Annotated in this window: 21 protein-coding genes; 6 read left to right on the forward strand and 15 right to left on the reverse strand. The window is 58.1% G+C overall.

The features are described 5' to 3' along the window. Positions 1-9 precede the first annotated feature (9 nt). The 6 genes from ccmB to yajC form a co-directional block, all read right to left on the reverse strand. The gene (ccmB, locus tag QWY83_RS06850; RefSeq protein ID WP_105234829.1) at positions 10-666 is read right to left on the reverse strand and encodes a heme exporter protein CcmB; all 657 of its coding nucleotides are present in this window, start codon (positions 664-666) and stop codon (positions 10-12) included. Then, positions 663-1,280, reverse strand: coding sequence for a heme ABC exporter ATP-binding protein CcmA (ccmA, locus tag QWY83_RS06855; protein WP_249945545.1), 618 nt, complete (start codon positions 1,278-1,280; stop codon positions 663-665). The genes ccmB and ccmA overlap by 4 nt, the downstream gene beginning before the upstream one ends. Further along, on the reverse strand, positions 1,280-1,633 hold the full coding sequence (locus QWY83_RS06860) for an Mth938-like domain-containing protein (RefSeq protein WP_249945544.1): 354 nt from the start codon (positions 1,631-1,633) through the stop codon (positions 1,280-1,282). Before QWY83_RS06860 ends, ccmA begins: the two co-directional genes overlap by 1 nt. Positions 1,634-1,711: 78 nt before the next feature. Further along, positions 1,712-2,680, reverse strand: a complete 969-nt coding sequence (secF, locus tag QWY83_RS06865) for a protein translocase subunit SecF (protein ID WP_249945543.1) — start codon at positions 2,678-2,680, stop codon at positions 1,712-1,714. Positions 2,681-2,683: 3 nt separating this feature from the next. Further along, the gene (gene secD / locus QWY83_RS06870; protein WP_249945542.1) at positions 2,684-4,345 is read right to left on the reverse strand and encodes a protein translocase subunit SecD; all 1,662 of its coding nucleotides are present in this window, start codon (positions 4,343-4,345) and stop codon (positions 2,684-2,686) included. A 15-nt stretch (positions 4,346-4,360) separates the two neighbouring features. Further along, positions 4,361-4,642, reverse strand: a complete 282-nt coding sequence (gene yajC, locus QWY83_RS06875) for a preprotein translocase subunit YajC (RefSeq protein ID WP_105234824.1) — start codon at positions 4,640-4,642, stop codon at positions 4,361-4,363. 260 nt (positions 4,643-4,902) lie between these two features. On the opposite strand from yajC, the gene serS reads away from it, so the two are divergent. Further along, positions 4,903-6,195, forward strand: coding sequence for a serine--tRNA ligase (gene serS, locus QWY83_RS06880; RefSeq protein ID WP_249945541.1), 1,293 nt, complete (start codon positions 4,903-4,905; stop codon positions 6,193-6,195). Between the two features lie 40 nt (positions 6,196-6,235). Continuing rightward, a complete protein-coding gene (locus tag QWY83_RS06885; protein ID WP_249945540.1) occupies positions 6,236-6,940 on the forward strand; it encodes a TspO-related membrane protein in 705 nt (234 codons plus the stop codon). Here QWY83_RS06885 and der read toward each other — a convergent pair. From der to QWY83_RS06900, 3 genes are read right to left on the reverse strand one after another with little or no spacing between them, the layout of a single operon-like run. Then, positions 6,918-8,390 carry a ribosome biogenesis GTPase Der gene (der, locus tag QWY83_RS06890; protein WP_249945539.1) on the reverse strand — a complete coding sequence of 491 codons (1,473 nt, stop codon included), beginning with the start codon at positions 8,388-8,390 and terminating at the stop codon, positions 6,918-6,920. The two genes, QWY83_RS06885 and der, sit on opposite strands and share 23 nt — an antisense overlap. 48 nt (positions 8,391-8,438) lie before the next feature. Next, a complete protein-coding gene (locus QWY83_RS06895; RefSeq protein ID WP_249945538.1) occupies positions 8,439-9,746 on the reverse strand; it encodes a PQQ-like beta-propeller repeat protein in 1,308 nt (435 codons plus the stop codon). 33 nt (positions 9,747-9,779) lie between these two features. After that, positions 9,780-10,418: a hypothetical protein gene (locus QWY83_RS06900; RefSeq protein ID WP_249945537.1), complete on the reverse strand. Its 639-nt coding sequence runs from the start codon at positions 10,416-10,418 to the stop codon at positions 9,780-9,782. Between the two features lie 246 nt (positions 10,419-10,664). Here QWY83_RS06900 and QWY83_RS06905 point away from each other — a divergent pair, with 246 nt between their 5' ends. Both QWY83_RS06905 and QWY83_RS06910 read left to right on the forward strand, forming a co-directional pair. Next, on the forward strand, positions 10,665-11,762 hold the full coding sequence (locus tag QWY83_RS06905) for an efflux RND transporter periplasmic adaptor subunit (RefSeq protein ID WP_249945536.1): 1,098 nt from the start codon (positions 10,665-10,667) through the stop codon (positions 11,760-11,762). After that, positions 11,759-15,406: an efflux RND transporter permease subunit gene (locus QWY83_RS06910; protein ID WP_249945535.1), complete on the forward strand. Its 3,648-nt coding sequence runs from the start codon at positions 11,759-11,761 to the stop codon at positions 15,404-15,406. Before QWY83_RS06905 ends, QWY83_RS06910 begins: the two co-directional genes overlap by 4 nt. 59 nt (positions 15,407-15,465) lie before the next feature. Here the strand turns inward: QWY83_RS06910 and QWY83_RS06915 are convergent, their stop codons facing one another. Both QWY83_RS06915 and QWY83_RS06920 read right to left on the reverse strand, forming a co-directional pair. Then, positions 15,466-17,283, reverse strand: coding sequence for an ABCB family ABC transporter ATP-binding protein/permease (locus QWY83_RS06915; RefSeq protein ID WP_249945534.1), 1,818 nt, complete (start codon positions 17,281-17,283; stop codon positions 15,466-15,468). Positions 17,284-17,346: 63 nt separating this feature from the next. Continuing rightward, the gene (locus QWY83_RS06920; protein ID WP_249945533.1) at positions 17,347-18,699 is read right to left on the reverse strand and encodes a LysM peptidoglycan-binding domain-containing protein; all 1,353 of its coding nucleotides are present in this window, start codon (positions 18,697-18,699) and stop codon (positions 17,347-17,349) included. Between the two features lie 113 nt (positions 18,700-18,812). Between QWY83_RS06920 and QWY83_RS06925 the strand changes: the two genes are divergently transcribed. After that, on the forward strand, positions 18,813-19,358 hold the full coding sequence (locus QWY83_RS06925; protein WP_249945532.1) for an LOG family protein: 546 nt from the start codon (positions 18,813-18,815) through the stop codon (positions 19,356-19,358). On the opposite strand, the gene rarD is transcribed toward QWY83_RS06925, so the two are convergent. The 4 genes from rarD to QWY83_RS06945 all read right to left on the reverse strand — a co-directional run bounded on the left by rarD (position 19,295) and on the right by QWY83_RS06945 (position 23,958). After that, the gene (rarD, locus tag QWY83_RS06930) at positions 19,295-20,200 is read right to left on the reverse strand and encodes an EamA family transporter RarD (protein WP_249945531.1); all 906 of its coding nucleotides are present in this window, start codon (positions 20,198-20,200) and stop codon (positions 19,295-19,297) included. The two genes, QWY83_RS06925 and rarD, sit on opposite strands and share 64 nt — an antisense overlap. 79 nt (positions 20,201-20,279) lie before the next feature. Further along, complete coding sequence (locus tag QWY83_RS06935; RefSeq protein WP_249945530.1) at positions 20,280-22,109, reverse strand: methyl-accepting chemotaxis protein; 1,830 nt, start codon at positions 22,107-22,109, stop codon at positions 20,280-20,282. Positions 22,110-22,246: 137 nt separating this feature from the next. Next, positions 22,247-22,846 carry a superoxide dismutase gene (locus QWY83_RS06940; protein ID WP_249945529.1) on the reverse strand — a complete coding sequence of 200 codons (600 nt, stop codon included), beginning with the start codon at positions 22,844-22,846 and terminating at the stop codon, positions 22,247-22,249. Positions 22,847-22,929: 83 nt separating this feature from the next. Beyond that, on the reverse strand, positions 22,930-23,958 hold the full coding sequence (locus tag QWY83_RS06945) for a glycosyltransferase family 2 protein (protein ID WP_249945528.1): 1,029 nt from the start codon (positions 23,956-23,958) through the stop codon (positions 22,930-22,932). Between the two features lie 262 nt (positions 23,959-24,220). On the opposite strand from QWY83_RS06945, the gene QWY83_RS06950 reads away from it, so the two are divergent. Further along, the gene (locus tag QWY83_RS06950) at positions 24,221-25,555 is read left to right on the forward strand and encodes a glycosyltransferase family 25 protein (RefSeq protein WP_249945527.1); all 1,335 of its coding nucleotides are present in this window, start codon (positions 24,221-24,223) and stop codon (positions 25,553-25,555) included. Positions 25,556-25,563 lie beyond the last annotated feature (8 nt).

Below are 25,563 nucleotides of genomic sequence, written 5' to 3' on the forward strand. Positions count from 1 at the left end.
TTTGTTGTCTTAGCGCAGGTTGACCCGCAGTGCCGCAGCACTGGCGAATGGCAATAGCGCAAAAGCCCCCGCAGTAATACCCGCCAGCATCACAAAGGGCGTTGTCACATCCATCCCAGCCGCGCCACGGCGCACCGCTTCGGCCCCAAAGACCAGCGTCGGGACATATAGCGGCAAAACCAGAAGCGACAGCAAGAGGCCACCACGCCGCAGTCCGACGGTCAGCGCCGCACCAAAGGTGCCGATGATCGACAGTGCAGGCGTGCCGAGTGCTAGCGAGATGAACAGATAGCCATAGGCCTCTGAATTCATGTGTAAAAGAACACCCAAGAGCGGCGCCGCGAGGGTCAGCGGTAGACCCGTGGTCAGCCAATGAGCAATCGCTTTGATTAATGCTGCGCCTTCAAGCGGCAGCGGCGATGTCGCGAGGAGCGCCAAAGAGCCATCTTCGTAATCCAGCGCGAAAATCCGGTCGAGTGACAGAAGGCAAGCGAGCAGTGCCGCGACCCATAGGATACCCGGCGCGATAGGCTCTAACACCGACGCATCAGGCCCCACGCCAAAGGGGATCAGCACCACGACAATCAAAAAGAACGCAAGGCCAAGGCCGAACCCGCCCCCTGCCCGCACCGCAAGCCAAAGGTCGCGTTTTAGGAGCGCGATCACAAGAACGCCTCGTCGCTGCCACCAGATTGATCAGCCGAGGCACGGAACGGCTCTAAGTCAAGTTCGGGCGCATCAAGGCCAAGGTCGATATGGGTCGCGATAACCGCGATGCCGCCTTTGGCCAGATGTTGATCACGGATGAAATCCGCAAAAAGGTTCACCGAGAACCGATCTAACGACACCGTCGGTTCATCCAAGAACAGCACCTTGCGCCCGATCACACCGAGCCGCGACAGACCTAGACGCCGCTTTTGCCCTGCGGATAAGGTGCCCGCCATGCGGTGGCGCAGATCAACCAGATCAAAGGCCTCGTAAATGGTGTCAGGCACAGGATTGCCGTAAACCTCGGCCCAGAAGCTCAGGTTTTCTTCGACGCTCAGCTGCGCTTTGATCCCGTCCGCGTGGCTGGCATAGGCGGCCTGATCGTCGGGCAGGTCAATGTCACCGCTCAATGCAGGTTGCAGCCCCGCGAGCGTCCGCAAGAGCGTGGTTTTCCCGATGCCATTAGCACCGCGCAGAACCAGCGCCTGCCCCGCCTCGACCGTGAACGACACGCCAGCGAGGACAGGAACCCCACCGCGCGCGCAGGCCAGATCAGTGACCGCGAGCCGCATCAGACGGGGATCAAGGCCAGCGCGACGCGGCGGCCTTCGGACAAGAGGACGTTATAGGTGCGGCAGGCCGCGGGCGACGACATCGGTTCAGCGCCGATACCCGCCTCTTCTAACGCGGTGCGAAGGGCGGCGGGCAAATGCGCGATCTCTGCGCCTGTGCCGACAAAGACCACATCAACCGCGTCTTTGAGCGCCAAGAGCGCCTCAACGTCGTCATAGCCGCCCCAAGAGGACACGCCTGTGGAGGTCACGACCAGCGGGCCCTCAAAGACCTCACCACCGATGCGGAAAAAACCGGGACCATAGCCATCAACGGGCTTGGCATCGGAATAAACGACCTCGTTCAAACGCATGTCTTATCCTCTTTGCTCAGTGCCTGTTACAGCGCCGTGTCCGCTTGGGGTTTGAGATAGCTCAATCCCCAAGAAAAATCAGGCATCAATATCCATGAACTGGTTGCCGGTAGGTTTCTTTTCCTTCGACCAGTCACGTTTCACACCGAGCATAAGCACGATGTTCTTTGCAACATAGATCGACGAATAGGTACCAACCAGAATGCCCCAAGTGATCGCAAAGACGAACCCACGGATCACGTCCCCACCCAGCACCAAGAGCGCGATCAGCGCCAAAAGCGTGGTGCCCGAGGTCATGATGGTACGGCTCAGCGTTTCGTTGGCCGAGAGGTTCAGCACGTCGATCAGCGGCATTTGCTTATACTTGATCAGGTTTTCACGGGCGCGGTCAAAGACAACCACGGTATCGTTGATCGAATAGCCCACGATGGTCAAAAGCGCCGCGATGGTCGCCAAATCGAATTTGAACTGGAACACCGCCCAAAGGCCAATGGTCACCGCAACGTCGTGGATCAAAGCCACAACAGCGCCCACCGCGAACTGCCATTCGAACCGCAGCCAGATATAGGCCACGATCGCGACAAGCGCCGCGAGAACGGCATAAACCGCCTTAGAGATCAGCTCGCCCGACACCTTGGGACCAACGGATTCAACAGAGGCAAACGTCACCGCTGGATCGACCGTTTTCAGAGCAGCCTCAACATTGCCCACGATGTCTTGGGAAATGCTTTCCTGCCCGTCTTGGGCCTGAATGCGGATCATCGCCACGTGCTGATCTGCGGCAAAGGTCGGGTCAAAGACCTGCGTGATCACCACATCGCCGAGGCCGAGCGGATCAATCGCCGCACGATACTCTGCAACATCCACAGCGTTTGTGCTGTCTGTGCGGATCGTGGTGCCGCCACGGAAGTCGATACCAAAGTTAAGCCCCATCACGAAAAACGCGATGACAGAGGCAATCACCAACACCACAGACGCCCCAAAGGTAGCGCGTGCGACGCGGAAGAAATTGAAGTTCGTGTTGTCAGGGACAAGACGCATCCGCATGGCTCAGACCTCGATGGTTTTGGGACGGCGGCGTTGGAACCACCAGACGATGAAAAGACGGGTCACAAAGAGCGCGGTAAAGACCGAAGTCACGATACCGATGCCCAGAGTGGTCGCAAAGCCGCGCACAGGGCCAGAGCCAACGAACCAAAGAATGGCTGCGGTGATGATCGTAGTGATGTTCGCATCCACAATTGCCGACATCGCGCGTTCATAACCCAGCTCAATTGCTCGCGCTGGCCCTTTCGCTGTTTTCAGCTCTTCACGGATCCGTTCAAAAACCAGAACGTTCGCGTCCACAGCCATACCCATGGTCAGCACAATACCCGCGATACCAGGCAGCGTGAGCGTCGCACCGAGGACCGACAATGCCCCAAAGATCATAGCAACGTTGATCACCAGCGCGAGGTTCGCGATCCAGCCAAAGAGGCCGTAGGTCAGCGCCATAAAGATCATGATCAGCGCGAAACCAACCAGCGCCGCAATTTGACCCGCCTTCACGCTATCCGCACCCAGTTCTGGGCCGATCGTGCGTTCTTCGAGGAAGGACAGACCAACAGGCAGCGCACCAGCCCGCAACAGAACCGCGAGGTTCGTGGATTCCTCAATCGAGAAGCTCCCCGAAATGATACCAGAGCCGCCCGTGATCGCCTGACGAATGGTCGGGGCGCTGATCACTTCGTTATCGAGGACAATCGCAAACGGCGCGCCCACGTTTTCCGAGGTATACTGACCAAAGGCCCGAGCCCCCGTCGGATTGAAACGGAACGATACAGCCGGCAGACCGTTCTGATCAAACGATGGCTGCGCATCAACCAGCTCTTCACCCGTGACAACGGGGGTCCGTTCAAGGATGTAATAGCTGCCCTCTTCGTTCAGAGACGGCGCGAGGATGTTACCCACACCCGGATTTGCATTCGCATCCGTGGTGCGACCAACGACCGAGTTAAAGGTCAGTTGAGCCGTCGTGCCGATCCAGTCTTTCAATTCTTGCGCCGATTTCGCGCCGGGAACTTGGATCAGGATACGGTTGTCGCCCTGACGCTGGATCGCAGGCTCACGTGTGCCCGCAGCGTCAATACGACGACGAATAATTTCAAGCGCTTGTTTGACCACACGGTCGTCAGAGGCCAGCTTTTCCGCCTCAGAGAGCCCGATGCTGATCACTTGGCCCTCAGCAGAGACAGTGATGTTCGATGCACCCGCGCCTGTCAGGGTCGCAACAGGCTGGCCCAAACCACGCACCAGTTCCAGCGCACGCTCCATGCCAGCGGCATCGGAAATACGCACGCGCAGCGCGTCAGCGGTGGACTCTTCGCGGGTCACAAACCCAACGGTGTCACGTTCTGCAGCCAGCACATCACGCACCTCAGGCCACATCGCGTCGAGCGTGGCGCCATAGGCCTCTTGCACCTGCACTTCGGCGAGCAGATGCGCACCGCCCCGCAGGTCAAGCCCGAGGTTCACCAAATTCGACGGCAGGAACGACGGCCAGAGCGCGACATCCGCCGCGATCTGATCGGAACTCATCCCCGCATCAACCAATTTAACCGCGTCGTTATGAGACTCGACGCGGCCGTAGAAAAAGTTCGGCAAGGTAAAGACAACCCCGGCCAGGCAGGCCAGTAGGATCATCAACTGGCGAAAGCGCGAAATATGCAGCATGTCCGGGGCCTTGTCTTATGCCTTAGCAGGTTCGGTCTTGCTCACAACCTGAGCAATGGTCGAACGCACGATGCGAACGTTGACGCCCGCAGCAATCTCGATCTCGATCTCATTGTCGTCTTTGACCTTCGACACTTTGCCGATGATCCCACCTTGGGTGACAACTTGATCACCGCGGCGCAGCGCAGCAACCATCGCCTGATGCTCTTTTACCTTTTTCTGCTGCGGACGGATCAGCAAGAAATACATGATCCCGAAGATCAGGATAAACGGTACGATACCTTGAATGGCCTCCATCAGGCGCTCCCCTTCGTGTTAAATATGCAGGTCTCGCCCCGCAAAAGTCGCGGCACGTTAATTCGCAGATGGGGGAATGGCAACCGGACCGCAACCCCATATCTTCGTGATAATGCCGCAGCCCGCCAAAAAATCCCCCTTGCCCCTATGTGCGACAAATATCCCGGGGGTGAATTGGCGCAGCCAAGAGGGGGCAGAGCCCCTTTTCACCCTTCCCCACCCATGCCATAAGCACCGCGTCATTAAGAAGGAGAAGCCCCATGCATGACATCCGCTTTATCCGCGAAAATCCGGCCGCATTCGACGCTGCCCTGTCGCGTCGTGGGGCCGAACCTATGTCGTCAACCGTTCTCGCTCTGGACGAGGCGCGCCGCGCCCTGATCCACGCGTCGGAAACCGCGACCGCTGAACAGAACAAAGCGTCCAAAGAGGTCGGTGCTGCCAAAGGTCGCGGTGACAAGGCTGAGTTCGAACGCCTCCGCGCACTGGTGGCTGAGAAAAAAGCCGACATCGCCCGCATGACCGAAGAGGCGAAACAAAAAGACGAGGAGCTGAACACGCTCCTCTTGACCATTCCGAACATGCTCTATGATGACGTGCCGGATGGGGCGGATGAAAACGACAACGTTGAGATCAACCGTTGGGGCACCCCGCGCAGCTTCGATTTCAAACCTGTTGAACACTTTGAAATCGCTGGCGTTCAGACGGGTATGGACTTTACCGCTGGCACCAAACTCTCGGGCAGCCGCTTTGTGGTGCTCTCGGGCGCTGTGGCGCGTATCCACCGTGCGCTGGCTCAGTTCATGCTGGATTACCACGTGGACGTTCACGGCCTGACCGAAGCGATCACCCCCGTCATGGTCAAAGAAGAGATGATGTATGGCACGGGCCAGCTGCCGAAATTCGGCGAGGACAGCTATCAAACCACCAACGGCTGGTGGCTGATCCCGACCGCAGAGGTCACGCTGACGAACCTCGTCAATGGCGACATCGTGGACGAATCCACCCTGCCCCGCCGTTACGCCGCGCATACCCAGTGCTTCCGCTCTGAGGCTGGCTCAGCTGGTCGCGATACCTCTGGCATGCTGCGTCAGCACCAGTTCGAAAAGGTTGAGATGGTCACCATCATCACCCCCGATCAGTCCGAGGCCGAACATGCCCGCATGACCCGTCAGGCCGAAGCGATCCTTGAGGCGCTCGAATTGCCGTACCGCACGGTTAAACTCTGCTCGGGCGATATGGGCGCTGGTATGAAGCGCACTCACGACCTCGAAGTTTGGCTGCCTGGTCAGGACAAATACCGCGAGATTTCCTCGGTTTCGACCGCAGGCGATTATCAAGCCCGCCGCATGAACGCGCGTTACAAACCCGCCGACGGTGGCAAGCCGCAGTTCGTCCACACCCTGAACGGCTCTGGCCTCGCGGTTGGCCGCACGCTGATCGCGGTTCTGGAAAACGGTCAGAACGCTGATGGCTCGGTCACGCTTCCGGCTGTCCTGCACCCCTACCTCAAAGGCAAGACCACGCTCACCGCAGCGGGCGATCTGGCCTAAGCACTTGATCCAAAGGGCGACTGTGCCACGTATAAGGGTTATGAAAAAATCCTTACCGTGGCTGGTCGCCCTTTTTGCATCTACGTTTATCCTCGCGCCTCTGGTGACAGAGCCGTTCACGGGATATCGCTCTGAACACCTCCCCGTTTTCATGGATCAACCGCCGATCCAGCCCGCAGGCTATGCCTTTGCGATCTGGGGCGTGATCTATTCGTGGCTTGTGGCCTCTGCGGTTTATGGGCTGGTGAAACGGCGCACTGATGGCGCGTGGGACATCGTGCGGGGGCCGTTGGCGCTGTCGCTCGCGCTCGGCACGCTGTGGCTATCGATTGCCAATGCCACGGCGATCTGGGCGACGGTGGTGATCCTCATCATGGCAGGCGTCACCGTCTTAGCGCTCTTACGCTCCCCGACCAAGGATTACTGGTGGCTGAAGGTGCCACTCGGCCTCTATGCGGGGTGGCTGACGGCCGCCTCTGTGGTGTCGCTGTCGATCACCCTCGCGGGCTTTGGCGTGCTGAGCTACGAGGCCGCCTCCATCGCAGGTCTGATCCTCGCGATGACTGCTGCCATTCTGGTGCAACTCATGCCCCCCAGCGGGCCAGCCTATGGCCTCGCTGTGAGTTGGGCGCTCTTTGGGATTGTGGTGCAGAACGGCACAGACATAATCGTGATGTCTGTTTTGGCCGGCGCGGGCATTGCCGCGCTCGGCCTGATTAACGTCACTCGCCGCGGTTCGACTTGAGGTGTTTCGCCAGACGTCCGGTCTGTTTCTTCTTCTTGTTCTTATAGGGGTTCTTTTCCCCCTGATCGCGCAAGAAGAGACGGATCGGCGTTCCCGGCATCTCAAAATCGTCACGTAAGCCTTTGATAAGATAACGGTTATAGCTTTCCGGAACCTTATCAGGGTGCGACGTCATAACGACGAATGCAGGCGGACGGGCTTTCACCTGCGTCATATACCTCATTTTAATCCGCTTACCCTGCGGTGCGGGCGGCGGGTGCTGCTCTAGCATACCAACCAACCAACGGTTCAACGCAGAGGTCGATACGCGGCGGTTCCAGATCGTGTAGGCCCGCATGATCGCGTTGTGCAAACGATCCAGCCCCTTGCCCGTTTTCGCGGACACGGTGACCATCGGCGCGCCACGAAGCTGCGGCAGCAGACGTTCGAATTTCTCGCGCAGGTCTTTGAGCTTGTCCTGCTTCTCGTCCTCAAGGTCCCATTTGTTGACGGCAACTACGACCGCGCGGCCTTCGCGCTCGGCAAGGTCGGCAATCCGCAAATCCTGCTGCTCGAACGGAATTTCAACGTCGAGAAGGACAACCAGAACCTCAGCAAACTTTGCAGCACGCAGACCGTCCGAAACGGAGAGTTTTTCCAGCTTTTCCTGAACCTTAGCCTTTTTACGCATCCCCGCGGTATCAAAGATACGCATTGGGATACCGTCCCATTCGGTCTTAACCGAAATCGCGTCGCGGGTGATGCCAGCCTCAGGTCCGGTGAGCAGACGCTCTTCTCCGAGGATTTTGTTGATCAGCGTCGATTTACCCGCGTTCGGGCGACCCACCACGGCGATTTGCAGCGGTTTATCCCACGTGGGCATCGGAACTTCGGGTTCATCGCCTTCTTCGAACTCGTCCCACTCTTCAATATCGACGTCGACTTCTGGCGCATCTTGGGCAGCGCGTTCTTCGAACTGCTCAGAGATCGGGAGGAGAACGTGATAAAGCTCGTCCATCCCTTCTCCGTGTTCCGCAGAAATCCGCAGCGGTTCACCAAGGCCGAGCGAATAGGCCTCAAGGAAACCGCCCTCGCCTGCCCGACCCTCGGATTTGTTCGCGCCAAGGATCACATTCGCATTCTTTTTGCGCAGGATGTCAGCAAAGACTTCGTCCGTCGGCGTGATGCCCACACGTGCGTCGATCAAGAACAGACAAACGTCCGCCATTTCCACCGCACGCTCGGTCAAACGACGCATACGGCCCTGAAGGCTGTTGTCGGTCGCGTCTTCGAGACCCGCAGAATCGATCACAGTGAATCGCAAATGGCCGAGTCTCGCGTCGCCTTCACGCAGGTCACGCGTCACCCCCGGCTGGTCGTCGACCAGCGCGAGCTTCTTGCCTACAAGGCGATTGAACAATGTCGACTTGCCCACGTTCGGGCGGCCAACAATGGCGAGGGTGAATGTCATGGCTAAAGCCCTTTCAGATCAAGATCGGGGCGATACACCATTCCCGCGTTAACGGAAAGCCAGCAATTGCCCGTTCTTTGACACGACATAGAGTGTATTTCCTGCAACGACGGGCGCAGAGGCCGCACCGCTTGGAATTTCGATTTGTCCAACGAGAGCGCCCGACACGGGATCGAACTGACGGATCAGCCCGTCCGACGAGGCCACAATCAGACGCCCGCCGGCAAGGATCGGACCGTAGTGAGCGACGGCTGAGCGGGATTTCCCGGCGCGGCGTTCGATCAGGTCAGGCAGCGCGACGCGCCAGATGACGGACCCGTCACGGTTATCCAAACGCACCAATTGGTTCAGGTCGTTCACGGCAAAGACCGAACCGCCCACAGGCCAGACAGGACCGACAGCGCCTTCGTGTGCGGACCATTTGCGGTCGCCCGATACAGCGTCCAGCGCAATGGTCATGCCCGAAGAGTTACCGAGGTAGATCGTGTCACCGCTGACCACAGGTCCACCGCTCAGCCCGTCAAAGGCATTGAGCGGACGGCCCAGACGTTCGCCGCCGATAAAGGCCGACCAACGCTGCAAGCCGCCATCGCGGAAGGCCGCAACCAGTTCACCGCCTGCAAACGGCATGAGCGCAAAGCGATCCGTCACGGCAACACCCGGACCGCTGCCATAGCTGGTGTTGGACGGTGCGCCATTGACAGTCCATTTGACCAAACCGTTGTCCGACTGGATCGCCCAGCCACGGTTGTCATGGCCCACAACATAAATGAAGTTGCCCGAAACGGTCGGCGTGGTCGCGCCAGAAGCATCCAAGGTCTGACGCCAGATCACGCCACCTGTGCTGCGGTCGATTGAGATGACCTCACCATAGCCCGTGGTCGCAACGAGACGGTTACCGTCTACAGCCAAACCGCCGCCAGAGGCAGACCCACCCTCGCCCGCAGGGGTCAGGTCGACGGACCAAAGCGTTGCGCCGTTGGTGCCTGTCGCCGTCACAGTCGTCGCGGCATCCATCGTGTAAATCGCATCGCCCGAAACGACAGGATCAGCGGTGATCCGTGCGCGGCGGCTTTCGCCCTCACCGATGTTTGCGGCAAAAACCAAGGTCGGAGTCGCAGAGAGCGCCAGATGCGGCATGGAGTGCGCGGCGTTGCCGCCACGATGGGTCCAGTCGGCGTTAGAAACCTGCTGGCCCAGAGAAATCTCGCGGGCCTCATTCACTTCAGCCACAGGGGCAGAGGCGAGGCCATCACGGATATCCAAGCGTTCGCCCGGAAGACGGACATCCTTTGATCCACAACCCGCGAGCAATGCCACAAGTGCAGCCGTGCCAAGGAAGGTAAATTTTGTCACTGCCCCGTCCTCCGACGTGTTTTCGTTCCTGCGTTACTGAGACGCGTCACCACCCAGCGCCACAATCAAGCCTTCGACCCGATTGCGCAAGCCCTGCGTGACCGTTGCATCGCCGCTGATCTCGCGCAGCGTGGCCAGTGCGGCCTCTGCATCGCCTGCTTCCAATTGTGCGACAGCGATCTGTTCTTTGGCCAAAAGCGCGAAAGTCGCACCCGGTGCTGCAAGGTTTTGGAACCCTGCGATCCGTTCGTCGGTGGACAAGTTTTCCGCATTGGCCAAAAGCGCCTTGAACGCACCGAGGTCACGATAGACCTGACGTGCGCCGTCCAAATTCGCGAGCGCATTAAATGCGTCAGCCGAAGCGGCGGTGTCACCTGCCTCTTGGGCCGCAGCACCTGTCATCAAAAGCGACATCACAGACGGCGGCAATTGTGCGAATGCAGCCTGACGGTCTGCCCATTCATTTTGTTCGAGAGCATCAAAAATCGCGTCACCCGCAGCCTGTTCAGCCGCACGGGTTTGAGCCGACTGATATTCGGTCCAGGCTGTCGCGCCGACTAGCCCCGTGACGGTCAAAGCAGCAATCCAGCCGTATTTACGGATGTAGGTAAAAAGCTGGTCGCGACGGACCTCTTCGTTGACTTCGTCGATGAAGCTTTCGTTATTGCTCATTGCGCGACCGGCCTTCTAAAACTGTTGGTGCCCCGTCTTAACTTGAACCTTCAGGAATTGCCAAGACCTTCGCAGATCACGGTTTTATTCAGTCAGCTTCGCTGCCTTGCAGAAAAAGGCAAAAATCACTAATCTGAACCAAATGGTTTAGCGTATACTGAACAAGATTCTTCCTTGCTCTGAACCTTTTCATGACTATTTCCGCGGTTAGTTGCGAACTGTGACCGTATTTCGAAAGGCCAAACCATGCGCGTAATGCCGCTTATTACAGCTGTCGTTGTAACTGCGTTTCTCTACTTCCTCGTTGCGGAACGCGACAGCCTGCTGGCGTTTGCTCAGGCTGACACCTCTGCTGAAGTCGAGGCCGAGGGGGCTGCAACCCCAGTTGACGAGCCATCGCTGATCAAAGTTGTCGTTCTGCGGAGCACTGAGCGCGGTATCGAAAGCGCGGTCATCTTGCGCGGTCGCACCGAAGCTGCACGTCAGGTGGATGTGCGGGCCGAAACCACGGGTCAGATCATCTCTGAACCGCTGCGCAAAGGGTCCTTTGTGAATACGGGCGATTTGCTCTGCGAGATCGACATAGGCAACCGCGAGGCGTCGCTCGCTCAGGTCGAAGCAGCGAAGCGCGAGGCGGAACTGAACCTCACCGCGGCTGAACGTCTGATTGGGGACGGTTACGCCAGTGAAAGCCGCCTGCGCTCTGCCGAAGCTGCGCTCTCTGCTGCTGAGGCTGCGGTCAGCGCTGCACAGCGTGAAATCGAAAACACCAAAATCATAGCGCCCTTCTCTGGCCTGTTGGAAACCGACACGGCGGAATTGGGCACCTACCTGTCAACGGGCGCGGCCTGCGCGACGATCATCCAGCTCGACCCGATCAAGCTCGTTGGTTTTGTGCCTGAGATCGAAGTGGGCAAGGTTCAGGTTGGTGCGCCCGCTGGTGCCCGCCTCGCCGCTGGTGGTGATGTGATGGGCCGCGTGACGTTCCTGTCCCGCTCCGCCGACGACACCACCCGCACCTTCCGCGTCGAGGTCGAAGTGCCGAACGCCGACATGGCGATCAGTGATGGTCAAACCGCAGAAATCATCATCGGAACCGATGGCCGCAAGGCGCACCTCGTCCCGCAATCGGCGTTGACGCTGAATGACAACGGCGATCTGGGTCTGCGCGTGATTGATGAAACGAACACTGTCCACTTTGCCAAGGTCGAAGTTGTCCGCGACACCATCGACGGCATCTGGGTCACGGGCCTTGAGACTGAGGCGAATATCATCACCGCTGGTCAAGAATACGTTGTCGAAGGCGTCACCGTCGCCCCGACCTTTCAGGAGGCTAAGGGATGACTGGAATGATTGACTGGGCGGCCAGCCGTGCGCGGATGGTCATTGCCTTTATTGTGCTATCGATCATCGCGGGTGCGGTCGCTTATGTGAGCCTCCCCAAAGAAGGTGAGCCGGATATCGAAATTCCGGCTCTGTTCGTGTCTGTACCCTTCCCCGGCATTTCCGCGACCGACGCGGAACGCCTGCTGGTCGAACCGATGGAAACCGAACTGTCGGACATCGACGGCCTGAAAACCATGACTGCCACCGCTGCCGAAGGTTATGCAGGTGTCGCGCTCGAGTTCGAATTCGGTTGGGACAAGACCCGCACCATGGCCGACGTTCGTGATGCGATGAACGCGGTTGAGGGGAAATTCCCCGATGGCGCGGATCAATATTCGATCAACGAGATCAACTTCTCTGAATTCCCGATCATCATTGTGAACCTGACGGGCGACGTGCCCGAACGCACATTGATTAAGGTTGCCAAAGACTTGCAGGACGAACTCGAAGGGATCGAAGCGATCCTTTCGGCCAACCTTGCAGGCACGCGCGACGAGATGGTTGAGGTGGTGATCGATCCTCTGCGGCTCGAGGCCTATAACGTCACCGCGGGCGAATTGATCAACGTTGTGACGATGAACAACTTGCTCATTGCTGCGGGTGAAGTGTCGACCGAACAGGGTAGCTTCTCGGTCAAAATTCCGTCCTCGTTCGACAGCCCCCAAGACATCTACAGCCTGCCCGTCAAAACCAACGGCGACCGCGTGATCACCTTGGGCGATCTGGCGACGATCCGTCTGACCTTTGAAGACCGCGAAAGCACCGCCCGTTTCAACGGCGTGAAAACCGTGGCGCTTCAGGTGGTGAAAGCACGGGGGTACAACCTCATCGACACCGCTGCTTTGGTGCGTGAAACGGTTGAAAATGCACGGGCGCAATGGCCTGCCGACCTTCAAGCCGCCGTCCACGTCGGCGCATCGAACGACCAAAGCCGCACGGTTGCGTCAATGGTTTCGCAGCTTGAGGGGTCGGTTCTGACCGCGATTGCGCTGGTAATGATCGTGGTTCTGGCCTCGCTCGGCACCCGCTCTGCGCTGCTGGTTGGCTTCTCGATCCCGACGTCGTTCCTGCTCGCGTTCCTTCTCTTAGGCATCATGGGCGTGACGATTTCGAACATCGTGATGTTCGGTCTGATCCTCGCCGTGGGGATGCTGGTCGACGGCGCGATTGTGGTCGTGGAATATGCGGACAAACGGATTTCCGAGGGCGCAGGCCCGATGTCCGCCTATACCGAGGCCGCAAAGCGCATGTTCTGGCCCGTGGTGTCATCGACCGCGACAACGCTCTGTGCGTTTTTGCCGATGTTGTTCTGGCCGGGTGTTCCAGGTCAGTTCATGGGGATGCTGCCTGTCACGCTGATCTTTGTTCTCTCGGCCTCGCTGATCGTGGCGCTGATCTACATGCCCGTTATGGGTGGCGTTCTGGGCCGCACCAGCCGTCTGTTTGGCCGCACCTCTGACGCGCTCAAGGCTCGCTTGCCGTGGGTCGTGCGTGCCCTGTTGGTCGTGCCTGCGGGTCTGATGGCCTTTGTCGGTGCGATGATGACTCTGAACCCTGCCTATCTGTCGGGTGAAGCGGTGCAAACCTCTGGCCTCATGGCGTCGCTTCCGGGGATGATCCTCTTTATGCTCGGCGCGGTCGGCCTATCGATCACCATCGGCGCGGCCAAGATTGAGCGTAAGCAGACCAAAATCCGTGCGGGTTATCACCGCAGTCCGTTTGGCTGGGTGATTTGGGGCGTGGCCGGTAACCCTGTCATGCCGCTTGTCACTGTGGGCGCGATCCTCGCCATCGTTATGTCGACCTTCACCTATTTCGGGGCGAACAATAACGGCGTCGAGTTCTTTACCGCGACTGAACCAGAGCAAGCGATCGTCTACGTTCAAGCGCGCGGCAACCTCAGCCTTTCGGAAAAAGACGTCCTCGTGCGTCAGGCCGAAGAGATCGCGCTGTCGGTTCCCGGCATCCAAACCGTCTTTGCTTTCGCGGGCGCAGGTGGCTTGAACGCGAATACCGCAGGCGCAGAGAGCCCGCGTGATGCCGTCGGTCAGTTGCAGATCGAATTGATCCCATGGGATGATCGCCCCGCCTTTGCCCGTGCCAATGACATTCCGCTGGAACAGTTGAACGGCAAAACGGTCATGGCGAACCTTCAGGCGAAACTGGACCAAATCCCGGGTGTTCACACCGAAACGCTCGACCTTGCGATGGGTCCTGCGGCGACGAAACCTGTGCACTTGCGGCTCAAGGGCGACGACTGGGAGCAACTTCTTGCGACCACCGCAGAAGCGCGCGCGTTCTTTGAAACCGTTCCGGGTCTGACCCAGATCGAAGACAGCCGCCCCCTGCCCGGTATCGATTGGGAAATCTCGGTCGATGTGGAAAAAGCAGGTCGTTACGGCGCTGACGTGGCGACCGTGGGTGGCATGGTGCAGCTCGTGACACGGGGGATCCTGCTCGACACGATGCGAGTGGATAGCTCTGACGAAGAGATCGAAATCCGCGTCCGCCTCCCCGAAGAAGACCGCGTTCTGTCCACCCTTGATAACCTCAAGGTGCGCACCTCTGCGGGCCTCGTTCCGTTGTCGAACTTCATCACTCGCACCCCTGTGCCGAAACTGGCGCAGATCGACCGCATCGACCAAAAGCGCTACTTTGACATTAAGGCAGGCGTGGCCGATGGGCTGGTGAAACTGACGGCTGAGGATGGCACGTTCACCATCGTGGCCGAGGACGCGATGACCAATGCACAGCGCGATGCCGTCACAAACGGTAGCCTGAAACGCGAAGTCGTGAACGGCAACGAACGGATCGCCTTTGTCGAAAGCTGGCTCAACGATGGCAATTTGCCTGCGGGGATCAGTTTTGAATGGGCGGGCGATATGGCGGACCAAGAGGAAAGCTCTGCTTTCTTGGGTCAGGCCTTCTCTGCCGCGCTGATGCTGATGTTCATCATCCTTCTGGCACAGTTCAACAGCTTCTATAACTCTGTGCTGGTGCTTCTGGCAGTGATCCTGTCAACGACGGGCGTTCTGATCGGGATGCTTGTGATGGATCAGTCCTTCTCGATCATTATGACGGGGACAGGGATCGTGGCGCTGGCGGGGATCGTGGTGAACAACAACATCGTTCTGATCGATACCTATCAGGAATATAACCAGTATATGCCGCGTCTCGAGGCGATCATTCGCACCGCCGAAGACCGCATCCGTCCGGTTCTTTTGACCACCATCACCACGATGGCGGGCCTTGCGCCGATGATGTTCGGCCTCAGCCTCGACTTCATCAACGGGGGCTATTCGATCGACAGCCCGACGGCGCTCTGGTGGAAACAACTTGCGACGGCGGTTGTCTTTGGCCTTGGCATCGCGACGGTTCTGACGCTGGTGTTCACCCCCGCGATGTTGGCCGCACGGGTTTGGTTCACGACCTACCTGCACTGGCTCGGCCGCCTCTTGGCCCGCCTGTCGATGGGTCGCGGTAGCCGCGCGGCACAAGACTGGGCACTGGCCCGCGAGGCCCGCAAGGTCAAAGCGCCAGAGATCATTTGGGAAGACACCGAAGAACCCGCTGCCCCATCCACACTACGGGCTGCAGAATAAACAAAACGGGCGCGATGAGAGATCACCGCGCCCGTTTTCTATTTCGCCTCTGGTGGCTGTTAAGCCGCATCTTCTGAGGCTTGCTTCTGCCAAAGCTGCGCATAGCGCCCAGATTGTGCCAGCAGAGCATCGTGGCGCCCCTGTTCGACGATATGACCGTCCTCTAACACCACAATGCGGTCCGCATCCGCGATGGTCGACAGACGGTGTGCGATGGTGATCACCGTGCGGCCCTGACCCATCGCCCGAAGCTGGGTCTGGATGTCCCGCTCTGTTTCCGTATCGAGCGCCGATGTCGCCTCGTCCAGCAATAGGATCGGCGGGTTTTTCAGGATCGTGCGGGCAATCCCCACGCGTTGCTTTTCCCCGCCCGAGAGTTTCAGCCCGCGTTCACCCACCTGGGTGTCGTAGCCCTTGGGCAAAGACAGGACAAAGTCGTGGATTTGCGCGGCCTTTGCGGCCTCGACGATCTCGGCCTCTGACGCATCGGGGCGCCCGTAGGCGATGTTGTAGCGGATTGTGTCGTTGAACAGCACCGTGTCCTGCGGCACCACGCCAATTGCTGCATGAAGGCTGTCTTGGGTCACGTCCCGCACGTCTTGACCGTCGATAGTTAGCGAGCCGCCCGTCACGTCATAGAACCGGAACAACAGACGCCCGATGGTCGATTTGCCCGACCCAGAAGAGCCGACGATAGCCACGGTTTCGCCCGCGGCCACGTCAATCGACACGCCCTTGAGGATCGGACGCTCTGCGTCATAGGCGAACTCTACCGCGTTCAGCGATACCGCCCCGCCGTTCACCACCAGCTCGGTCGCGTCGGGTTTATCCGTGACCTCGGACGGCTGGTCCAAGAGGTCAAACATATCACCCATATCAATCAGCGCCTGACGGATTTCGCGATAGACCGACCCGAGGAAGTTCAACGGCATGGTAATCTGGATCATGTAGGCGTTCACCATGACGAAATCGCCGACGGTTAGGACGCCACTTTGGACCTCCATCGCGGCCATAACCATCACAGCAACAAGGCCACTGGTGATCAGAACGGACTGACCAAAGTTCAAAAAGGCCAGCGAATACGAGGTCTTAATCGCCGCTTTTTCATACTGCGCCATGGCGCCATCGTAGCGGTCGGCCTCCCATTTTTCGGCGCCGAAATACTTCACAGTTTCAAAGTTCAACAGGCTGTCGATAGCCTTTTGGTTCGCATCCGTGTCCTGTTCGTTCATCTTTTTGCGGATTTTCACCCGCCATTCGGTGACGCGGAAGGTGAACGCGATATAGAGCCCAATGGTCAGCACAACGACCGCCACATAGCGGATGTCAAAGAGATACATCAGCATCCCTGCGATCATCAAAAGCTGGAGCATCAGCGGCCCCATATTGAACACGAGGAACCGCAAGAGGAATTCCACGCCCTTCACCCCGCGTTCCATAATGCGGCTTAGGCCCCCTGTTTTGCGGGTGATGTGATAGCGCATCGACAGACGGTGAATATGGGTGAACGTCTCAATCGCGAGCCGCCGCAACGCGCGCTGTCCGACCTTAGCAAAGATCGCGTCGCGGAGCTGGTTGAACCCCACCTCCATCAGGCGCGCCATCCCGTAGGCGAGCGTCAGACCCACAGCACCCAACGCAAGGAAGGTCGCAGGGCTACCGTCAGGCGACAGAGCATCCACGGCTTGCTTGTAGAAAATCGGTGTCACAACGGCGATCAGCTTTGCCGCCAAAAGCACCGTCAGCGCGATCACAACCCGCCGTTTGACCCAAGCCTGACCGTCAGGCCAAAGATAAGGCACCGCACGGCGCAGCACCCGCATGCCTTGCACGCGGTCGTTGTTAAGGTTCGCATCTGTTTTGGAAAGGCGGCGCATGGAGGCTCCGTTCTGGCTGTACCAGTGGAACCTATGCGCCGCCGAAGTAGATTGCCAGTAGGGTTACTCGCTAATCTCGGGCAGGACGAAAACCTGTCCGGGGTAGATCAGGTCAGGATCGCGGATCAGATCGCGGTTGGCCTCGTAGACGTAGACATATTTAATGCCGTCCCCATAGGTGTCCGACGCAATCGCCCAAAGGGTATTGCCCGGCTGAACCGTGCGGACCGCAGCGCGGGTTTCCTCGGTCACTTGATCCGCCATAGTCGCTGCCACTTCGGTCGCGACCTCACGTTTGAACGGGGTTTCCATGCGGCTGACAACTTCGCCCTGAGCCGACACTTCGTCCAGTCGCAGGGTGTAAACGCCAGGTTCAACGTCGACGAGGTCAATCTGCCAAGACCGGTCCGCTTGGATCGTTGCGGTGCCGACAGAGGCGCCATCCAGATAAGCCTGAACAAAGCCCTCGCCCGTGGCACGGCCAGCCAGCTTCACCTCACCATTGTCGTCATAGGTGATCGTGTCGAGCGTCAGCGCCTCAAGTGCGGCCCCATCCGCCAAGACACGCACACCCTCTGCATCCGCGACGAGGAGTTGCGGAGCTTCGGCAGGTGCGGGTTCTGCGACTGGCTCAGCAACGGGTGCAGCTTCGACAGGTTCAGCTTCAGCAACGGGTTCGCTTGCGGGTTCTGCGGCTGTTGTCGGTTCTGCCGCGGTTGCAACCTGCACATCTTCTTGGGCAGCTGGCTCAGCGGCAGTTTCCTCTGTTATTGGTTCTGCGGCGGCAACGACGGGCTCTGCGTCTTGAACAGGTTCTGTGGTATCTGGCGCTTCAGCAACCTCTGTGTTGGCCTCAGCAACCGCGACTTCCGCAGTTTCCTCGGCGGCAACCTCTTCAGCAGCAACCTCTTCAGCAACACCCGCAGCCATCTCAGGCTCTGCCATACCGAACGGTGCGATGATCACAGTCTCTGCCGCCTCAATCGCATCGCCATCGGGATCACCGACCAGCGACAGGACGCGCGGCTGATCAGACGGAGCAATCGTCAGGAACGCGGCAAAGGCACCGTCAGCGCCCGCCTCAATCCGTTCAATCACCTCACCATCAAGGCGCAGTTCCACCGCGCCACCACCGTCAAATTGCCCTGCAATCACGGCAGTGCCGTCCGCTTCGACCCGAACAGTGTCAAAGATCGGCGCAGCGCGGGTCAATTCGACAACAGGTGATGGCTCTGCTGCGGATGCTGGTTCAGGCGCTGCTTCAGTGGCAACCGCGGGCACCTCGGCCAGATTAGCAGGTGTTGCAGTTTCCGCCCCGTCGGAGCCTTGTCCAATGAAATAAGCCCCAAGCGCAATTGCAGCTACTACAACCACACCCCCGAGGACCAATGTCCCCTGACTAGATTTTGTCGTCACTCGTGTTCCTTCCCCAGCAGCAAATTGCCGCCCCTCTTGATCAAGGGTTGTTGGACCATATCAACCGCCCTATTCAGGGTCAAAGCTATCTAATGGCTATTTTGGGGGCCACGATGAAATCAGTCTGCGTTTACTGTGGGTCACGGTCGGGCAACCGCCCGTCTTATGAACAATCCGCCGTTGATACAGGCACGATGCTGGCCGCGAATGGCTGGCGTCTGGTCTACGGTGCGGGCGATGTGGGTCTGATGGGCACTGTCGCACGGGCGACCCAGTCAGCGGGCGGTATGACCTTTGGCGTCATTCCCGAACACCTCGTCAAATGGGAAGTCGGCAAACGTGACCTCGACAGCTATGTCGTCACCGAAACCATGCACGAGCGCAAAAAGATCCTGTTTATGAACGCCGATGCGATTGTCGTTCTGCCAGGTGGCGGCGGGTCGCTTGATGAGTTCTTTGAGGTTCTGACATGGCGGCAACTGGGTCTGCACTGCAAACCCATCTACCTCGTCAATATTGAGGGCTACTGGCAAAAGCTCTTCGACCTGCTCGATCATATCGTGGACGAAGGCTTTGCAGGTGAAACGCTGCGGTCCTACGTCACCGTGGTCGAGGATACGACAGCGCTGGAAACGGCTCTGCGGGACGCCCTGTCCTGACGGATGGCCGCGACCGAATAAAGGACGAGCGCAACCCAAATCATCGGGAATGCGATCCCGTGCCAGAGGGTGAACGGCTCTAAAAACACGGTTGTCGCCACGACGAACTGCAGCGTCGGGTTCACGTATTGTAGGATTCCAACCGTAGAGAGCCGCACCCGCCGCGTCCCATAGGCGAAAAAGATCAGCGGTGAGGCCGTCAGCGGGCCAGAGAGCGCGAGCAAGATTTGCGTGCCCCAGTCCTTGTCTGGTGTGCCAAAGAGGAACAGATAGGTGAGCGCAAAGGGCGCGAGCGTCAGCACCTCTGCCGTCACGGACAAAACAGGACCAAGGTCGAGCTGTTTCTTCACCAACCCATAGCCGCCAAAGGTGAACGCCAACCCGAGTGCGATCCACGGCGGAACCCTGAGCCCCACGGCCAAGATCAACACCGCAAAGGCCGCGAGAGCCACAGCGCCCCATTGCCAATTCGACAGGCTTTCCCCCAGCACAAAGCGGCCCAGCATCACCACGACCAGCGGGAAGATGTAGTAGCCCATTGAGGCCTCAACCGCGTAGCCGAATTTGATCGCAAAGATGAACCCGAACCAATTGGCCCCAATCAGTGAGGCCGCCAAGAAGATCACTCCGAATTTGCGAGGCGTGCCCAACGCGCCGCGCAACTGGCCCAAACGCCCCTGAAACGTCAGGATGACCCCAAAGAACAAGAGCGACCAGAGCGACCGATAGCAGAGCACTTCGAGAGGCGGCAAATGGCGAAGCTGTGCGTAATAGAGGGACGACAACCCCCAAACAATCGCCGCAACAACGAGCGCGACGATCCCTTTGACTGCTTCGGTCATGTTGGCTGCCTTTGGTGAACGTTGACCCGTTTAGGTCACAGCCGTTCGCCAAAGACAAGAGCCCGTTCTAGGGGCGCAGTTAGGCTTGGGTAAATTCCCGTGCCAACGCCTGCATTTCGTCGTCCAGACGCCCCGTCGCCGCGCTGACTTCATTGAGCGACCGCGACTGTTGGCGGCTCATCTCAGTGATCGTATCGATCAGGCCAGCGATCTCTGTCGCGCCATAGGCAATCTCGGCCAAGGTGACGCCACTGGTTTCCACGATTGCGGCACCGTTGCGGACCTCGCAGGCGGATTGTTCGATCAGCTCAGAGACATCGCTCGCTGCGCGGGCAGAGCGTGCTGCAAGCTGCTGAACCTCGGTTGCGACCACCGCAAAACCACGACCCACATGACCCGCACGTGCGGCCTCTACCCGTGCGTTCAGCGCGAGGAGGTTCGTTTGGAATGCGATTTCATCAATGATCTTAATGATCGACGTAATTTTGTCCGAGGCCGCACGGATCCGTTCCATCGCCGCATTCGCGTTCTGAACAACGGTGTTGCCCTCGTTCGCGCTCAGCTGCATCTCATTGGCGAATGTGTTCGCCATCTCAGTTGTCTTGAGCGATGATGACACGGAATTCGCAAACTCTTCAACGGTTTGCGCCGTGTTCTCAAGGTCATTCGAAATCCGTTCGGACCGCGCCTTGGACTGCTCTGTGCGGGCGACCAACTCGTCCAAACGTTGTTTTTCTTGCTGCGCGCGAACGGCGTCGGCATCGCGGGTATCGCGGATCGTGTTGCGGAAAATTTCAACCGATTTGATAAGTGTCGAAATGCCGTTGTTGCCGACCTTCGGGAAAGTCACGTCCAGATTGCCATCAATCATCTGCAAAGCATTACCAACGACCTCACCCAAGACCTCCTGAACGGTGCGTGCCATCATGTAGATCAGGTGGGCCACAAAGGCGATCAGCAGAACCGAGATTGCGGTCACAAGAATTAGGTTCTTTGTCGCTTCTGCTTTGGACTCTACGATAACGACATCCAAAAGATCCCATGTTTCTTGGATATGATGTTCCATCATTGCCAAGCTTGCATCGTAAGCCGCACTCACGTCTGAGACGGAAATCGAAAAATCCCCGTGAACAGCCTGTTTCTCAATTTCGGTAACAGCCTGATACTCTGGCGAGGCCAAAAGCGAGCGACCGTGCTCCGCAAATGCGGGGAACGGCGATAGCGTCAAATGGTTCAGACCGATATCCACCATCGTCCGCAATTCGATCAGACGACGCAGATCATCCCCGACCATCGCCCGCTTCGAAAAAACCCGCAGCGCCGCTGCCTTTTCATCGTTGGCTGCTTCTTGGGCCCGCAGAAAATTATTCAAAGATTCGAGAATAAGCGATGTCTCACCGCTGCTCAACGCGCCAGAGGCGTGATCGGCAATATTGATCAGGCTCTTGTTGATACCCGAGTATTGTTCAATCACTGCTTCCGTCGTGACGTTGCGCTGCTCGACATCATCTCTAAGTTCTTGAAAGAGTTTGATTTCTTCCGAGAGATCAAGCAGCATTCGCGACAGTTCAATATCTGACCACATGCTGCCTGCATCAGCAAAGTCATGAAGGCCAGCATCGACGAGAGCGTGTTGTGCCATCAGTTCCTGTTTGCCGATGGAGCCTTCCCCCTCAAGGTACTGAACGCTCAACCACCGTTCTTTCTGCAGCTCAAGAACCAGATTGCTGGTTTGCTCTACGGTCTCAACAACAACTTCAAGACGATCAACGTCGCGCACCTCATTCAGGCGCTGGATGCCAAGGATACCCGAAAAGACCACAGCCAAAAACAATGGCGCGCCACCGACCAACATGTAGATGCTGATCGTCTGCCAGCTGAGGAACCACTTGCGGAGAGTTTTTTTCATGATGCCGTTCTTTGTCACAGGTCTTTGCGTCACAAACGGCGTAGTCTTCTGTTCTGTTAGCGCACCGCGCGCTTAAAAAAGGAAAAGGCGCGAAAGTATCCTTTCGCGCCCAAACCAATCGTCGTGAGTGCCTGAAATCAGAGGCGCGATGCCACGTTTTCCCAGTTCACGAGGTTGTCGAGGAAGTTGGTCAGGTAGGCCGGACGCTTGTTACGGAAGTCGATGTAGTAGGAGTGTTCCCACACGTCACAACCCAACAGAGCGGTCTGACCAAAGCACAGCGGGTTCACGCCGTTTTCGGTTTTGGTCACTTTGAGGCCGCCGTCGGTGTCTTTCACCAGCCAGCACCAGCCAGAGCCGAACTGACCTGCGCCTGCAGCAGAGAACTGCGACTTGAATTCGTCAACCGAACCGAACGACTCAACGAGAGCTTTTTCCAGCTCGCCCGGCATCGCCGACGAACCCGGTCCCATCATTTCCCAGAACTGGTTGTGGTTCCAAAGCTGCGAGATGTTGTTGAAGATACCGTTCTGGGCAACTGCGGTTTTGTTGTAGGTGCCTACAATGATCTCTTCGAGGGATTTACCCTCCCACTCGGTGCCTGCAATCGCTGCGTTACCGTTGGTGACGTATGCGTTGTGGTGCAGGTCGTGGTGATATTCCAGCGTTTCTGCCGACATGCCTTTAGCGGCAAGAGCGTCATGTGCGTAGGGAAGATCGGGAAGTTGAAATGCCATCAGAGAAATCCTCTTGGTCTGGTTACTGTTCGCTGCCCTGTAACAAAGCGCAAGCGCGCCTGAGGTCAAGCCCAATCCGCGCCCTAGGCCCCCTCTTGCCGATGGACAGCCTGCAAAAAGGTAAAATAGCTGCGGGCGGTGTCAGCATCGGGCTCATGCGACGATCCCGCAAGCTGAAGTTGCCAATAGAGATCAACAGTCTCTGCCTCGGTCATCACCTGCGCGAACCGCTCTTGATGCCACGCAACGGCCTTTTGGTGCAGATCGCGCAACGCGTCCGTTTCGATCTCGGCCCACATCGCACGGGTGGCGGGCGCATGGTGGCTGATCGCCCAATCCTCAACCGTGTTCCAATTGCGGGACACCCAGTATTTCAGGCCAAGGTCGAGGTGCATCTTATTGGGCAACCCTCGCCGCGTTTTCAGCACATATTCCGCAACCGACCGCACCGAATAATGGTTCAACTGAACCAAGGGTTTCGCTGGGACATGACCAAAGCTGTTGATGCGGTTCGGCATCTGCGCAATCGCGTCAGGCAACGGCCCTCCCGCTGCATCCGCCCAGCGCGCGGTGCCATTGGCGAGCGATTTGGGACGATGTACGCCCATCTCACCAAACACCGAACGGCGATAGATCGTTTTAAAGAAATGCCCAAGGGGCACAGGAATGGACCGTGTCGCCGCCGTCGTGAACCGTTCGGTCACGGGCGCATCCGTAAAGCTGCTCTGCCCACCATGGCCGAACAACCGCCACGGCAGGATCATTGCGTCCATGTCTCTATAGAGCAGTGCCTTTAGGTCAGGCACAGACGGGTCGAGCGCGATGAATTCGTCCACGTCAAAGAACAGCACCCATTCCGCCGCCGAATAGTCAGTATGCCCATAGGCTGTCCGCAGCGCCTGCCATTGGATCGTCTTTTTGCCCTGCTGGCTGTGGCGCACATGGGTCACCCACCCTGCCCGCGCCAGTTGGTCGAGCATCACATCGGTCCCGTCCTCACAATCATTCGAGAACACGAGGAAATGGTCGACGCCCAGCGCACGGTGATGCGACAGCCACTCTAACAAATAGGGGGCTTCGTTCTTTACGCAGGTGACGGCGAGGATGGACATCAATTCGGACCTGTTTCTTCGACGGCTCCCTATACCCATAACGGTCCAATGCCGTTTAGGGAATAAGTCTAACCTGTTGATGCGCCGCAAATCTCCACTTTTAAGTTTGGCGCTAATTTCAGAAACAATCTTGAGGGATGATCAAAATTATATGATATTCGTCAATTATGTAGAGGGCGATAGGGTCAGAGCACGCCATTCGTTCGCGTAAGAGGGCAAAGGTGATGACACGACCGTTCCGTTTTGAACCAAAGGCCCAATTATGACCGAAGCGTCCCAGACCAATGCCCCCTCGGCTGAACGGCTGCGCAAGGTCAACCCGTTCTCGCGTCATGTCTGGCAACGTGGGCAGGATATGTATCCCGCGCTTCGCCAACAATTGATCCATGATGACTGTGACGGGCTGGAGGATCTGGGCTTTCGGATCTCTATGTGCCTAAGGATGACGGCGGCCTTTCAGACGGGCGACGCACTGGACAAGGTTCGGACCGCCCTCGTGCGGAGATATGATCCGACCCACGTTCATGTTCCTTATGTGGCCTCCCTCAACCATCTGCGCCGTTTCGACGATGCCCTGCGCTATGCGGGACAATTGGCGCGGAGTGAGCCCAACTCGGTTGGCGCGAAACTGCTGCTCATCGATCAGTTCTTCATTGCGGGCTTTCCAGGCAAAGGCATCCAGACGATTAAACGGTCCTTGGGCGATGTGATCCAACACAACCGCCAACAAGCCCACAAACTGGTGCGGATTTTGATCGAGGCGGGTCAACTGGACTGGCTGCGGACACATTTCCCACAACTGGCCGATCGTCAGCCCCGCAGCGCACAGGCTGACCGTCTGTCAACGGGTCCGTGCGAGGTGCCTGTCTACTGTATTTCTCTGCCTTCGGATCATCGTCGCCTCGCGACCACGCGGCATTTCACGGACTTTGGCAGCCCCTATCACGTGGTCGAAGGCATATTGGGACGCACCCTCCCTGAGGGGATCAAGACCAGCGTCACCCGTGGTGACCGCTCTGTGATCACCGATGCAGAAATTGGCTGTAGCCTCTCGCATATGAAGGCATGGGAAATGGTCGCTCGTGATATTGGGCCAAACGACTATGCCCTTATCATTGAGGACGACGCCCGTTTCATGTTTGGTGCGCCTCGTGGGATGACAGCCACAATCACGGCAGCGCGTGAGGTCGGTGCGGAACTGGTCTTTATCAATCGCCGTTCCTGTGATGCGACAATCCAGAACTTGCCCTCTCGTGATGTAGAGTTGGCCAATGTCGATGCGGGTCTTTATCCCGATCCCGAACAATGGAAGCCCCAAGACCCCGGTTGGGGCGGTGACGGCTATCTGGTGACGGGTGCAATGGCGGCACGCCTTGCCGATATGTGGCTCAAGGTCGGCGTTCTGGGGGCTTTCGATTGGCAGCTGAGCATGATGTGCCACAAACGGCTCCAGCCTTGGCACGACGTTCGGGCACTGAAAAACATTTACCGCATACTCGACGGGTCCAAAGATTTGCCGATGATCACGGGCTACACCACCAATACGCCGCTGATCGACACCCGCGACCACGGGTTCAGTAGCATTAACGCAGGATGAAAGAGGCC

This window comes from Marivivens donghaensis (assembly GCF_030410045.1).
GTDB classification, from domain to species: Bacteria; Pseudomonadota; Alphaproteobacteria; order Rhodobacterales; family Rhodobacteraceae; genus Marivivens; species Marivivens donghaensis.